The organism is Thioclava kandeliae (assembly GCF_040297545.1).
Classification (GTDB): Bacteria; Pseudomonadota; Alphaproteobacteria; order Rhodobacterales; family Rhodobacteraceae; genus Thioclava; species Thioclava kandeliae.
Genome location: NZ_JAYWLC010000005.1, coordinates 179,137 through 192,911 on the forward strand (window position 1 = coordinate 179,137; position 13,775 = coordinate 192,911).

General features: G+C 66.2%; 13 protein-coding genes and 1 riboswitch. Of the genes, 1 reads left to right on the forward strand and 12 read right to left on the reverse strand.

The window, feature by feature from the left end; genetic code table 11:
• Window positions 1-41: 41 nt before the first annotated feature.
• From VSX56_RS08615 to VSX56_RS08660, 10 genes are all read right to left on the reverse strand, one after another.
• Entirely contained in the window at window positions 42-932 is an 891-nt protein-coding gene (locus VSX56_RS08615) for a LysR family transcriptional regulator (RefSeq protein WP_339114175.1), read from the reverse strand.
• Between the two features lie 93 nt (window positions 933-1,025).
• Window positions 1,026-2,507 (reverse strand): MATE family efflux transporter, encoded by a 1,482-nt coding sequence (locus tag VSX56_RS08620; RefSeq protein ID WP_350936411.1) that lies wholly within the window; start codon window positions 2,505-2,507, stop codon window positions 1,026-1,028.
• A gap of 27 nt (window positions 2,508-2,534) precedes the next feature.
• The gene (locus VSX56_RS08625; RefSeq protein WP_350936413.1) at window positions 2,535-3,557 is read right to left on the reverse strand and encodes a ThiF family adenylyltransferase; all 1,023 of its coding nucleotides are present in this window, start codon (window positions 3,555-3,557) and stop codon (window positions 2,535-2,537) included.
• Window positions 3,554-4,147: a thiamine phosphate synthase gene (locus VSX56_RS08630; RefSeq protein ID WP_350936415.1), complete on the reverse strand. Its 594-nt coding sequence runs from the start codon at window positions 4,145-4,147 to the stop codon at window positions 3,554-3,556. The genes VSX56_RS08625 and VSX56_RS08630 overlap by 4 nt, the downstream gene beginning before the upstream one ends.
• A complete protein-coding gene (locus VSX56_RS08635) occupies window positions 4,144-4,917 on the reverse strand; it encodes a thiazole synthase (protein WP_350936418.1) in 774 nt (257 codons plus the stop codon). The genes VSX56_RS08630 and VSX56_RS08635 overlap by 4 nt, the downstream gene beginning before the upstream one ends.
• Before the next feature lies 1 nt (window position 4,918).
• Window positions 4,919-5,116: a sulfur carrier protein ThiS gene (thiS, locus tag VSX56_RS08640; protein WP_350936420.1), complete on the reverse strand. Its 198-nt coding sequence runs from the start codon at window positions 5,114-5,116 to the stop codon at window positions 4,919-4,921.
• On the reverse strand, window positions 5,107-6,090 hold the full coding sequence (locus VSX56_RS08645; RefSeq protein WP_350936422.1) for an FAD-dependent oxidoreductase: 984 nt from the start codon (window positions 6,088-6,090) through the stop codon (window positions 5,107-5,109). The genes thiS and VSX56_RS08645 overlap by 10 nt, the downstream gene beginning before the upstream one ends.
• Window positions 6,087-6,890 (reverse strand): bifunctional hydroxymethylpyrimidine kinase/phosphomethylpyrimidine kinase, encoded by an 804-nt coding sequence (thiD, locus tag VSX56_RS08650; RefSeq protein ID WP_350936424.1) that lies wholly within the window; start codon window positions 6,888-6,890, stop codon window positions 6,087-6,089. The genes VSX56_RS08645 and thiD overlap by 4 nt, the downstream gene beginning before the upstream one ends.
• 67 nt (window positions 6,891-6,957) lie before the next feature.
• Window positions 6,958-7,056: riboswitch (TPP riboswitch) on the reverse strand.
• Between the two features lie 65 nt (window positions 7,057-7,121).
• On the reverse strand, window positions 7,122-9,629 hold the full coding sequence (locus tag VSX56_RS08655) for an ABC transporter permease (protein ID WP_350936427.1): 2,508 nt from the start codon (window positions 9,627-9,629) through the stop codon (window positions 7,122-7,124).
• On the reverse strand, window positions 9,626-10,309 hold the full coding sequence (locus tag VSX56_RS08660; RefSeq protein WP_350936429.1) for an ABC transporter ATP-binding protein: 684 nt from the start codon (window positions 10,307-10,309) through the stop codon (window positions 9,626-9,628). The genes VSX56_RS08655 and VSX56_RS08660 overlap by 4 nt, the downstream gene beginning before the upstream one ends.
• A gap of 115 nt (window positions 10,310-10,424) precedes the next feature.
• Between VSX56_RS08660 and VSX56_RS08665 the strand changes: the two genes are divergently transcribed.
• Window positions 10,425-11,033, forward strand: a complete 609-nt coding sequence (locus VSX56_RS08665) for an arylesterase (RefSeq protein WP_350936431.1) — start codon at window positions 10,425-10,427, stop codon at window positions 11,031-11,033.
• Here VSX56_RS08665 and VSX56_RS08670 read toward each other — a convergent pair.
• Together VSX56_RS08670 and VSX56_RS08675 are read right to left on the reverse strand one after the other, a co-directional pair.
• Window positions 11,021-12,250, reverse strand: a complete 1,230-nt coding sequence (locus tag VSX56_RS08670; RefSeq protein ID WP_339114164.1) for an MFS transporter — start codon at window positions 12,248-12,250, stop codon at window positions 11,021-11,023. The genes VSX56_RS08665 and VSX56_RS08670 overlap by 13 nt on opposite strands.
• 91 nt (window positions 12,251-12,341) lie before the next feature.
• Window positions 12,342-13,775 (reverse strand): FAD-binding oxidoreductase, encoded by a 1,434-nt coding sequence (locus tag VSX56_RS08675; RefSeq protein ID WP_350936434.1) that lies wholly within the window; start codon window positions 13,773-13,775, stop codon window positions 12,342-12,344.

A 13,775-nucleotide genomic window follows, 5' to 3' on the forward strand; every position in this document is an offset into this window, starting at 1 on the left:
GGCCGATCAGCCCGCCGTTTCTATTTGTGCATTCGGCCCGATCAGGCGTTCGCCTGATGGATCGTGGCCAGACATTCCGCCATGAATTTTACCGGCTCGCTAGCGCGATCGACATCGCGATACACCAGATCCAGCGCCACCTTGCGACGGCTGACACCACCCGCATTCAGCGTGACCAGCTCACCGCTTTCGAGCTTCGAGGCGATGGGCTCCATCGGCAACCAGCCAAAGCACATGCCACGCTCGACCGCAGCCACTGCGCTTTCAAGCGAGGACACGGTCCAGATCCGGCCATGCGGGCGATCCACCTCGGTCCCGTCCAGACGGTTCTCGCGGATGAACACGCGCAGATGACGGGCCATCTCGGCCTGCGTGAGGTTATGATGGGCCTGCGCCAGCGGGTGCTCCTTGCGCGCCACCAGCGCGAAATCCATCTCGCAGATGCGCTGACCGGGCACGGGGCACAACTCGGGCAGGACCACCGCGAGATCGAAGGGAAGGCTCATGAATTCCGACATTTCCAGACGCACGGTCTCGTGCACATCCACCAGAACGTCGGGATATCGGGTCTGTAGCTTCAAAAGCGCCTCGCCCAGCCATTCGCGGGGGAATAGCGCATCCACCAGCAGACGCACCTGAAGCGGGCCGGTGCCCGATTCCGCGCGCGCTGCGGTTTCCACCGAGACCAGCTCGTCGATCAGTGGCGAGACCTCGGCGAGGAGCAGTTTGCCATGTTCGGTCAGTACCGCACGGCGCCCCTGCATCTCCATGATCGCGAAGCCCAGCGATTCCTGCAGCTTCGAGACAGAGTAACTGATGGCGGACTGGCTGCGTTCGAGGCTCACAGCCGCTTCGGCAAAACTCCCGCATTCGACCACGCGACGCAGGATCGCCCAGTGTTCGAGGTTTGTCTTCGGAATGCTCGACGGCATGTAGTCCTCATCTGTTTTATTTTTCTTCACACTGGACGTGTGGAACGGCCAGCGCAAGGTCAAGTCTTCGTGAATCCGCCCCCGTTGCGCGGTTCAGGTGCGATGCGCTCCTATGTCGCGCGAAAGCGTGCAGGACGCAGGGTCAGGCTGGGTGTCGCTAGGGGAGGCAATAGGCGGCTTTTGCGGGTCTTGCAATCTGTCCGAATGTGCAGGGCGCCAATGACCGAAGCGATAATACAACAGTCCCATGACCATGGTCGCGCTGAAGGCCACCGGGAAGCTCCACCAGATCGCATCCGCCCCGAGGCTCGGGCCGAGCGCCCAGACAAAGCCCAGTCGCACCGGATAGAGCGCGACCGCCAGAATGATCAGCGGCGGAATCACCTTGCCATTGGCGCGCACCGTGCCGAACACCACCTGCGACACGCCAAACGCCACATAGCCCCATGTCGCCACCAGCAGCACATGCCGACCGATCTCCAGAGCGTCCCCTCCGCCCGTCAGGAAGATCGAGAGCGCATAGCGGTCGGCCAGAAGAAGCAAGACGATCAGACCGCCCGTCAGCGCGATATTGAACACGACACCGATGCCGGTGATCCGCGCCACACGGTCGAACCGTCCCGCCCCAATATTCTGCGCGGCCATCGCCGAGACAGCGGCCCCGAGCGCCATGGCAGGCATCTGGACATAGGTCCAGATCTGCTGCACCGCGCCATAGGCGGCGGTCGTATCGACCCCCTCTTTATTGATCAGCCGCAGCACCGTCAACGCGGCGGTGGTCACCACCACCATCTGCAAGCCGATGGGCAGGCCCTTGGCCACGATCTGCCGCAGGAGCGCGCCATCGGGGATCAGGAAGCGCAGCTCCGCCCCGCGCAGCCGCAGCGGTAGATCGCGCAGATAGATATAGGCCAGCATCGCCACCAGCGAGACATAGTTCGCCAGCCCGAGGCTAATGGCCGAGCCGCCGATGCCCAGCTCGGGCAATGGCCCCAGCCCGAGGATCAGGCACGGGTTCAGCACCGCCGCCAGCACCACCGCCATGATCATGAAATAGAGCGGCGTGAGCGAGTCACCCGACCCGCGCAGCACCATCATCAGCATGGTCTGCATCAGGATGCCGGGCATGGCGACAAAGGTCAGCTGCAGATAGCTGCGCGCCAGTTCCTCGATCTGCGGATCGGTGCCCAGAAGCGCCAACAGATGCGGTGCCGTCACATAGCCCGCGCCGGCCACCACCACCGCCAATGGCAGGAAACATCCAACCGCCGTGCCCACAATCCGCCGCGCCTCGCCCAAGGCCCCCCGCCCGATGGCCTGCCCGATCAGGATCGTCGCGGCCATGCCGAAGCCGAACACAAAACTGACCAGCAGGAACATGATCAGGTTGCCATTGGTCGTGGCCGCCAGCGCCGCCTCGCCGATCAGATTGCCGACCCAGGCCGAGTCGATCGAGCCGCCCGCCGATTGCAGCACCGACGAACCCAGCGTCGGCAGCGCGAAGAGCGCCAGTTGCCACGGGATCGACCCCGTTGTCAGCCGGTTCGGGGCATCTGGTCTGTGGCTCTGTGGCATGCGGGGCTCCGTCATATCGTCAGGCCGCTAGATAGCGCCCGGCACCTCCATGTCACCGGCTGCAACCCGAGAATTATTATAAGCCTCTTCACCATTCCGCGCGCCCATCGCGACCAGCACGATCTCGCCCTGCCAATATGGCCGCACGGCCTCCGCCGCGGCCCAGGCCCGCTGGCCCGAACGGCAGACCAGCACCAGACGTTCATGCCTCGCCTGCCGCGCCATCTCCGGCAGGTCCGCGGCCTGCAGGCGATGCGCTTGAGGATGCGCCAGCGGGCCTTCCTCGGGCCGCCGCAGATCGACAACCAGATCCGCATCGCTCAGTGCCTCGGGCGCAATGAAGCGCGGTGCGAAATCGGGTTCGGGTGCGCTGTGGAAGGCAAAGCCACCAAAGCGCCAATGGGTGGCGTCAAAGCTGGTGACCCGCCCGAGAGGGCTCTCGCCATGACCGGTCAGAACCGCCAGCGCCATCTGCGCCTGCAGGCTCCCGATAATCCCCACGACCGGCCCCAGCACCCCGTCCTCGGCGCAGCTGCCCATGCGCTGCGGCAGATCGGGGAACACCGCCCTGAGCGAAGGCGCCCCCGCACAAAAGCCCCCCACATAGCCTGCACTTTCGACCACAGAGGCCGAAATCAGCGGGATGCGCCGCGCAAGACACTGATCCGAGAGGATATAGCTGACCGCAAAACTATCGGCGCAATCAAGCACCAGATCGCAGCCTTCCACCGCCTGCGCCACATTGGCGGGGCTCAGCGCCTCAGCCTGCGGCGCGATCCGCACCTCCCCATTGAGCGCAGCCATATGGCGGGCAGCGGCCTCCACCTTGAGCGCGCCCAGATCCCCCTCACGGAACAGCGTCTGGCGGTGCAGGTTCGACAGGCTCACCCGATCCGCATCCATCAGACGGATATGGCCCACGCCCGCCCCGACCAGATATTGCAGCACGGGGGCTGCCAATCCACCGGCCCCCACAACCAGCACCCGCGCCTTTTGCAAACGGTCCGAGGCCGCACCCAGAATAGCGCTCTGGCGGGCATAGCGGGTCATGCGGTGGCCTCCAGCCATTGTCCGATCCGCGCCTCGGGGTCAGCGTTCAGCGTGATATCGGTCACCACCGACACGCAATCGGCCCCTGCCGCAAGGGCCAAGGGCGCGCGTTCCACCGACAACCCGCCAATCGCCACCAAGGGCACCCCTGCGCAGAGCCGCTTCCACTCGGTCAGCTTCTCCACGCCCTGCTGATGCCATTTCATCTTCTTCAGGATCGTCGGCCAGACAGGCCCCAGCGCGATATAATCGGGGATCACCGTCAGGGCACGATCCAGCTCGGCCTCGTCATGGGTGGAGACGCCCAGCTTCAGCCCCGCGCCACGGATCGCCATCAGATCGGCACTCTCCAGATCCTCCTGCCCCAGATGCAGCCAGTCAAAACCCAGCTCGATCGCCAACTGCCAATGGTCATTCACCACCAGCTGCGCCCCATGCGCACGGCACAGATCGCGGCCCTCAGCCAGCATCTCGCGCAGGCGGTCCTGCGGCTGGTCCTTGATCCGCAGCTGGACGAATTTCACCCCCAAGGGCAGCGCGCGGCGCAGCCAGTCGGGATGGTCGAAGATCGGATAGAACCGCGGGATCATGCCAGCACCGCCATGCCGATCACCGGCGTCGAGGGCTGGGCCATATCGCGCGGCTCCATCGGGTCGGCCTCATAGGCCAGCCGCCCTGCCTCGAGCGCGCGGGCAAAGCCTTCGGCCATGGCTGCAGGGTCTCCGGCCTTGGCCACTGCCGTATTCAGAAGCACTGCATCAAAGCCCATCTCCATCGCCTGCGCGGCATGGCTGGGCAGCCCCAGCCCCGCATCGATGATCATCGGCACATCAGGGAATTGCGCGCGCAGGGTTCGCAGCCCGTAGGGATTGTTCACCCCGAGCCCCGTGCCGATAGGCGCCCCCCATGGCATCAGGACCTCGGCCCCCGCCTCCAGAAGCCGCCCCCCCAGGACACCATCCTCGGTGGTATAGGGAAACACCTTGAACCCGTCCTCCGCCAGAATGCGCGTGGCTTCCACAAGGCCGAAAGGATCGGGCTGGAGCGTATCGGGATGGCCGATCACCTCCAGCTTGATCCAGTCGGTGTCAAAGACCTCGCGCGCCATATGGGCGGTGGTCACCGCCTCCTTCACCGAATGGCAGCCAGCGGTGTTGGGCAGGACCGGCACCGCCAGCCCGCGGATCAGATCCCAGAAGCCCGCGCCCGTGCCACTGCCCGCGCTCTCGCGGCGCAGGGAGACGGTCGCCACCCCCGCCCCCGAGCGTTCGAAGGCCTGCGACAGATCCACGGGGCTGGGATATTGCGAGGTGCCCAGCATCAGCCGCGATGCGATTTCGGTGCCATAGAAAACAGGCATGTTACCCTCCCTGACGGGGTGCGAGAATTTCCAGACGGTCGCCCTCGCGCAGCGCGTGGCCCGCGCGGGCGGCAGAGGCCACAAAGACCTCGTTGACGGCTGTGGCGACTTTCGCCTCGCCATAGCCCAGAGCCATCAGGGCCTCGGCCAGAGTAGCTGCTTCCGCCTCGGTTGGCGTTCCGTTGACGATCAGGCGCATGCGGCCTCCTTGCACAGTTCGGATATGGTGCCTTCCATCAGGTAATCGGCCGCCGTCACCGCCAAAGCGGGCGACATCAGATAGCCATGACGGTAGAGCCCGTTGACATGGGTGCGCTCTCGCGCGGCCACCACGCGGGGGATGTTATCGGCAAATGCAGGGCGGGCATCGGCGCCCAGTTCCAGCACCTCGGCCTCGGCAAAACCGGGATGCAGCGCGAAGGCCGCATTCAGCAGCTCCACGGTGGAGCGCAGGGTCGAGGGCCCACGGCTGTCGCCCTCGAGTTGAGAGGCGCCAAGCATGAAAACCCCGTCGCCGCGCGGCACGATATAGAGTGGATAGCGCGGATGCAGCAGCCGCACCGGTCGGCTGAGCGTGATCTGCGGACAGCGCAGCACCACCATCTCGCCCCGCACGCCGCGCAGATCGGGCAGTAGATCCCGCGCCGCCAGCCCGCGACAATCCACGAGCCGCCCCAGATGCGGGGCATCGGGCAGGATCTCGACCCCCTTCGCCGCCAGCCCGTCGCGCAGACCGCGCAATGCGATACGCGGATCGATATGGGCCTCGGTGTCAAAAAACAGCGCGCGGGCGTGGCGCTCGGCCAGATCGGGCTCCAGCGCGGCGATCTCCGCGCCCTCCAGCCAGCGATGCCCGTCGGTGCGCCGCGCGAAACGGTCCAGCTCGCGCCGGTCGCGGGCCAGTGTGACCACCAGCGTGCCGCGACGGGTCACCGGCACGCCTGCCCGCGCCCACCAATCGGCCGCCGCCAGACCATGGCGCACGATCACCTCTTCGCTGATCTCGCTTTCGCAATGCGGCGCCAGCATGCCGCCCGCCCACCAGCTGCAGCCATGCGGACCAGCCGCGCCATTGGGGTCGATGACCTGCACCCGCGCACCACGCGCGACCAGCTCATGCGCGGTGGCAAGCCCCGCAACCCCCGCGCCAAGAATGGTGAAATCAACGCTCATACCAGTGCCTCCTCGGACCAGATCCCGTGGAAATGATGCACCGGCCCATGGCCCTGCCCGATCTGCAGGCTGTCGGCCGCACGGATCGCGCCCTGCAGCCAGTCATGGGCGCGCGCCACCGCCTCAGGCAGCGGCCTCCCCGAGGCCAGCCCCGCCGCCACCGCAGAGGCCAGCGAACAGCCCGTGCCATGGGCATTGCGGGTGGCGATGCGCGGCGCGGTGAAACGATAGGCCGCATCCGCCAGCAGCAGGTCGGTACAGACCTCGCCCGCCGCATGACCACCCTTCAGGAGAACGGCCCCGGGCCCCAGCGCCTGAAGCGCGCGGGCCTGTGCCTCATCGGCCTCCTGCGCTTCGGGCAGGCCCAAGAGACAAGCGGCTTCGGGCAGGTTGGGGGTCAGGAGCGTCGCCCTTGGCAGGAGCTGGGTGGTCAGCGCGGCCACCGCCTCCTCTGCCAGAAGCGCATCACCGGATTTGGCGATCATCACCGGATCAAGCACCACAGGGCCTGCAAAGCCCGCAAGTTCCTCGGCCACCACCCGCACCAGATCCGCCGAGCCGAGCATGCCGATTTTCACCGCATCCGCGCCGATATCCTCCAGACAGGCACGGATCTGGGCGCGCAGCATCTCGGGCGTCATCAGCGCCACGGCGCTCACACCGCGCGTGTTCTGCGCGGTGACAGCCGTGACCGCAGTCATCGCATAGACCCCGAGCGCCGAAGCCGCCTTCATATCGGCTTGAAGCCCCGCACCGCCGCCCGAATCGGAGCCTGCAATAATCAGAAGTCTTGCGACCATATCCCCTCCTCCAAAGTCACCGGCACAAGGGCGCGGGCGGAGAAAGGGGGCGCAGAGAGACTGCACCCATCGCTTCGGTTCCGTTTCCTACGCCGGTATGAGCCGGATCAGGTTCGATGGGTTAGCTATCGCCTCTCAGCCCTTGCGGGCACCCCAACGGATTTGGTGTCAGGCTAGACCTCTGGCCGGTCCAGCACAAGGGGGATCGATGCGCCCCTTCGGTTAGCCCGTTCAGTCGGCCTGCCGCAGGATGCGGGCCGGACGCACCCGCAGCGGACGGATCACGAAGAACAGATCCGACAGGAGTGCCGCCAGCATGCCGGTGAACAGGATCGCCAGCGCCGGCCCCCAAGCCATTGCATAGCCCAGATCCATGACGCGGGTGAGCACCGCCCATCCGGCCAAGGCCCCTGCCCCCACGGCCACCAGCCCCGCGACGCCGCCGAGGATGAGCGCGCGCAAAAGGAACGCCGTCAGGATACGGGTCCGGCTGGCGCCCAGTGTCTTCAGCAATGCCGCTTCCCATGCGCGGCGCGCCTCGCCCGAGGCCGAGGCCCCGATCAGCACGATCACCCCCGTAACCAGCGTCACACTTGCCGCCAGAGAGGTGGCCCGCGCAATCGCCTGCAGCGCCTCGGTCAGGCGCCCGATCGCCTCGCGCACGGGCACAGCAGTGACATTGGGGAAGGCCTGCGCAAGCGTGCGCAGGATCTCGGGCTCGGCTGTCTCGGGGGCATAGAGTGTGGCCAGATGGGTATGCGGTGCGCCTGCCAGCGCCGAAGGGTTGAAGGTGATCACGAACCCGATCCCAGCCGTCGAGAAATCGACATTCCGGAAGGAGGTGATCGGCGCGGTGATATCGCGGCCAAGGATATTCACCGTGAGCGTATCTCCCAGTTTCAGCCCGATCTCTTTCGCCTCTTCGGCCGCAAAGCTGATCTGCGGGGCGCCGGTATAATCCTCGGGCCAGAACTTGCCCGCCACCACCTCCTCGCGGGGCGTGGCAGCATAGGTCACGCCACGGTCGCCGCGCAGAACCCAGTGATCGGGGCGTCCTTCACGCGCGGGCTTGCCGTTGATCTGCGTGATCACACCGCGCAGCATGGGCGTGGTCTCGACCCGCTCGACCTGCGGATCGGCCTGCATCCGCGCCTTCAAAGGGTCGAGCTGATCGGGCTGGATATCGAGCAGGAAGAAGGCCGGTGCCTGTTTCGGCAGATCGGTGGCGATCGCGTTGCGCAGCCCCGCATCCACCTGCCCGATGGCCGACAGCACTGACAACCCCAGCCCCAGCGACAGCACCACCGGCAGCGCCTCGGACCCCGGCCCCGAGATCCCCGCAAGCGCTACGCGCAGCGCAGGTTGGCCGCGCAACACGCGCTGCACCCGCGCCGCTAAGCGTTTGGTCAGCCAGCCCATCAGCGCCAGCAGGCCCAGCGCCCCAGCCACACCGCCCAAAGCGCCAAGCGCCAGCCAGGGCAGGCCAGAGAGCGCCATCGACGCTCCCACCAACACCGCCAGCAGCGCGGCGATCAGCGCCAGCATCCCCAAGGGTGGCAGCCCCCGCGAACGCGAGCGATAGAGGCGCGCCACACGCGTCTGCGACAGGCGCGAGAGCGGCCAGAGCGAGAAGATCGCGGTGACCAGCGCGCCATACATCGCGGCCTCGGCCATCGGGCCAAGCGCCAGACGCAAATCCACGGGAATCGGCATGACCCGCCCGATCAGCCCGCCAAAGCCCAGAACCAGAAGGCTCGCCAGCGCAAGCCCCGCCACGATGCCAAGCACCGTCAGCCCGATCAGCTGCCAGTAGAACACCCAGCGGATCGTGCGCCCCGTAGCCCCGATGGCGCGCAGGGTGGCCACCGTCGCGGCCTTGCGTTCGAGCCAGCTCGAGACCGAGGACGAGATCCCGACTCCGCCCACGGTCAGCCCCGCAAGCCCCACCAGCACAAGGAAACTCCCCAGTCGCGTCACAAAACGGTCCGCCCCCGGAGAGGCGCGCCTGCGATCGCTCCAGCTCATGCCCGCATCCTTGAACCGGATGCGGGCCTCGGCCTTCAGCGCATCGAGATCGGTGCCTTGGGGCAGCGCCACGCGGTATTCGCTCTCGAAAAGTGCCCCCGCATCCAAGAGCCGCGAGCCCTCCAGCGCCTTCGTGGCCACGATCACCGGCGGGCCGAGCGTGATCCCCGCCCCTGTCTCGTCGGGCGCACGGGCAAGCCGCGCCAGCATACGGAACGCCACCCCGCCGATCTCGACCCGATCGCCCGGTTTCAAGCCCATCCGGTCCGCCAGAACGGGGTCGATCAGGGCGCCATAGATCCCGTCCTGCGGGGTCCGGAGCTGATCCAGCGGCAGATCGGGCGCGGTTTCGACGGTCCCGTAAAGCGGATAGGCGCTATCGACCCCCTTCACCTGAATGAGCGCGGTCTGCAAGCTGTCCCCCTCGCCGTGACGCAGCATGGAGCGGAAATCGATTACCTCGGAGACGCGGCTGGCGCGCTCCTCGATCCACTGGCGCTCAAGGGGCGTGGCGCGGCGATAGGTGAATTCCAGCTGCGCATCGCCCCCCAGAAGGGCCGCCCCCTGATCATGGAGCGCGGACTGGATCGCATGGCGCACCAGCCCCACCGAGGCAATCGCCGCCACTCCCAGCATCAGACACAGGAAAAACACGCGGAAGCCGCGCAAGCCGCTGCGCAGCTCGCGCCGCGCGATGGTCCATGACACGCTCATGCGCGGCTATCCGAGACAACGGTCCCGTCGCGCAGACCCACCACGCGGTCACAGCGCGCGGCCAGATCGGCAGCATGGGTGACCAGAATGAGCGTGGCACCATAATGGTCGCGCAGCCCGAACAGCAGGTCCATGATTTGCGCCCCCGTCTTGGCATCGAGATTGCCGGTGGGCTCGTCGGCCAAGAGGATCTCGGGGCGCGGGGCAAGCGCACGGGCCAGCGCCACACGCTGCTGCTCGCCGCCCGATAGCTCTGTCGGGTGATGGTGCATCCGGTGGGAAAGCCCCACGGCCTCCAGCTCAGCCTTGGCGCGGGCAAAGGCATCGCGCGTCCCCGCGATCTCCAGAGGAAGCGCCACGTTTTCCAGTGCGGTCATCGTGGGAAGCAGGTGGAAATTCTGGAACACCACCCCCATGTGATTGCGACGGAAGCGTGCCAGAGCGTCTTCCTTCATCGCGCCCAGATCCTGACCGAGCGCCAAGACAGACCCCGATGTGACGCGTTCGAGCCCGCCCATCACCATCAGAAGCGAGGATTTCCCCGACCCCGAAGGTCCCGTCATTCCAAGGCTTTGCCCGCGCTGGACGTCCAGTGAAATTCCGTTCAGGATCGAGACAGGCCCCGCATTGCCCTCCAGTTCCAGCTCCACACCCTTCATGGAAAGCACACTATCCGCCATGTCCATCCTGTCCCGCATCCGTTCTTTGCTGCCCCGTAAACCTCAAGATAGGCAGCCCGCGACATATCACAACCGCGCCAGCCAACGAATTACCGCCCTCGGCCTCGGGCTTGCCTTGCTCGCTCTGCCCGCGCAGGGTCAGGCGGCCGAGAAAACGCTGCTGGCTTTCGGCGATAGCCTGACCCAAGGCTATGGCCTGCCCGATGGCGAAGGGCTGGTGCCGCAGCTTCAGGCATGGCTGAATGCGCATGGCGAGGATGTGACGATTATCAATGGCGGGGTTTCGGGCGATACAACGGCGGGCGGGCGCGCCCGTATCGACTGGTCGCTGACGCCCGAGGTGGATGCGGTGATGGTGGCGCTTGGCGGCAATGACATCCTACGCGGGCTTGCGCCCGATCAGGCGAAGGCCAATCTGGACGCGATCCTGAAAGCAGTGACCGACAAGGATCTGCCGGTGCTGCTGGCGGGCGTGCCGGTGCCCGGCAATTACGGCGCGGCCTACCAGACGGCTTTCACCGCGATCTATCCCGATCTGGCGGCGAAATATGACGCGGTGCTGGTGCCCGACCTTCTGGCCCCGCTGGCCGAGGCGCAGCATGATGATGCCAAACGCGCGCAATATCTGCAGGGCGATGGCATCCACCCTTCGGCGGCGGGCGTGACGCTGGTGGTCGAGGCGCTGGGGCCGCAGGTGCTTGATCTGCTCGATCAGGTGGAGTGACGCCCCTGATAGCCGCCCGTGCGGCGGTCCATCACAAAAAGCGCCATGGCGGCCAGGATCGCCAGGGCGGATCCGAGCATTGCGACAAACCCGTAGCCCGCCACAGCTGCGCCGATGGCAAAGACCGCTGCCCCCGAGACATCGCCGATGAGCTTTTGCAACGCCAGCAATGACGCCCCCGCCCCCGGACGCGAGGACAGGAGATCCTGCAGATAAGCCATCGGCTGGGTCAGAATGAACGCGCCTCCCAAGGCTCCGAAAACCGGCAGCACCCAGAGAAGCGGGCTCGACGCCAGCACCGGAATGAAGGCCAGATGCACGCAGTAGAGCACGGTGCCCACAAGGATCAGCGTGATCCGCGGCACCCGCATCGAGATCGCGGGCACCATCAGCATCAAAGGCACCTCGAGCCCCGCCGTAATCGCGGCATAAAGCGAGACATCGCCCGCCCCCCGTCCGGGCACCTGCGCGAACACAAGCCCGATCAGCACCAGATAGAGCACCACGCCGCCATTGATCGCCCCCAGCGCCACGACGCGCACGAGGATGCGCCAATCGCCCATCTCCTGAAGCGACTGGCGGAAGGTCAGGCCGGATTTCGGATCAGGCCAGCGGGTTGCCCCGTCGCGCGGCCAGAAAAAGAAGGTCAGCACCAGAACGGCCAGCGCCAGACAGAGACAGACCGGATAGATGGTCATCAGATCGACGCCCGCGCCGAAGGCCAGCGACCAGATCGGCAGCACGCCCAGCCATGGCAGCGCGAAGAGCGCGCGCAGACTCGACTGGATCGCCTCGCGCTCGCGTTTGGGGTGGACCGAGGCTGCCAACCGCCCCAGCGCGAACATCTGCCCGAAAAGCGTGGAGGAAAGCGGCACGAAGATCGCATGCGCCAGAACAAAGGTCACCGGGCCCGGATGCAGGGTCATCAGCCCCGAGCCCAGCGTCAGGAACACGCCCGAGACCAGCGCGATGGCGCGCCGGTTGGCCCGCTGGTCGGCGATAATCCCGAAGCCCACCGAGGTTGTCACCGCAATGACCGACGCCACCACGAGAATGCGCGAGTAGGCCCCGTCATCCAGCCCGAAGACCGTCACCGCGATGGTCGAGGCCTGTGGCAAAAGCGAGGCCACATGCGCACCGAACAGCACCATAAGGGCGGCGGTGAGCAGAAGCGCGGGATCTTTGACCAGCGGTTTATAGGCAGCAAGGACGGACATGGGATTCCTTTCGCATGTCCCCCCAATGCCCGTTCCTGAGCATGGCTGCAATCCCCTTGGCCGCAGGGCGGGCATTGCCGCCCTGCACAGATCAGGCTTCGGGCACCGTCTTGCCGGGATTGAGGATACCGAGCGGATCGAGGGCGGCCTTGATCGCGCGCATCGTGCGCAGCGCCACAGGATCCTTGTATTTCGCCATCGACCCCAGCTTCGACAGACCCACCCCATGCTCGGCCGAGAAACTGCCGCCCATGATCACCGCCTCGCGCGAGATCGCATCGCGGATCGGCGCGACGAAAGCTTTCTCCGAGGGATAGACGGTGTAATGCAGGTTGCCATCGCCCAGATGCCCGATCGCCATCATCCGCGCCTGCGGATCGAGACGCGACACCTCGGCATTCATACGGTTCAACCATGGCTCGATCAGATCGAGGGGAAGCGACACATCGGTATCGACCAGCGGGTCCTCGTTGAGCGACACCTCGGCCGCCGATTCGCGCATGGTCCACAGGTAGCTGCGCTGCGCCTCGGAGGAGGCCACAACCGCATCGAGGATATCGCCCGCCTCGAGCGGCGCCTCAAGCAGATCCTCGAGCCGCGATTGCGGATTGTCGCCGGGCACGGTGGTCGCGATCTCCAGCAGGATATTCACCGGCGCGGGCGTAATCGGACAGGTCCAGTCGGGCTTGTATCTCGCCATCCGGTCGAAGAACAGATCGGGCAGATATTCATAGGCTTCGATCGCACCGCCCGTCCCCGTCTGGAGACGGTTCAGCAGGCTTAGCGCCTGCGGGAAACCGGGCAGCGCCAGAAGCGCCGTGGCACGGGCGGCGGGCTCGGGCACCAGATGCAAAACGGCCGCCGTGATCACGCCCAGCGTGCCTTCGGCGCCGATCATCAGATCGCGCAGGTCATAGCCCGTATTGTCCTTATGCAGCGCGGTCATAAGGTTCATCACCGCTCCATCGGCCATCACGACCTCGAGCCCCAGACAGAGCGCGCGGGCATTGCCATAGCGCACCACATTCGAGCCACCCGCATTGGTCGACAGGAACCCGCCGACCATGGCCGAGCCCTTCGCCCCGAAGCTCAGCGGGAACATCAGCCCCTCGCGGGCCACATTCTCGTGGATGGTCTGCAAGATCACCCCCGCCTCGACCGAGATGGTGCGGGCGGCAGGGTTGAAATCGCGGATCCGGTTCATGCGGGCCAGCGAAATCATCAGGCGGCCCTGCGCCTCATGCCCGCCATTGAGCCCCGTGCCACCCGACACGGGCACCACCGGCGTGCGGCTCTCGGAGGCCAGCCGCAGGATACCCGATACCTCTTCGGTGGTTGCGGGGCGCAACACGGCCAGCGGCGCCCAGTGGTAATGGCCGGTAAATTCGTCGCCATAGCCCGCCATATCGGCGCCGGTCAGCACATGATCGGCCCCCAGAAGATCGCGCAGACGGTCAAGCAGCATACCGGTTTCCATCAAGAAAGCGGGGGCCTTGCGCGCCCCCGTTACCATCTTACTATCCAT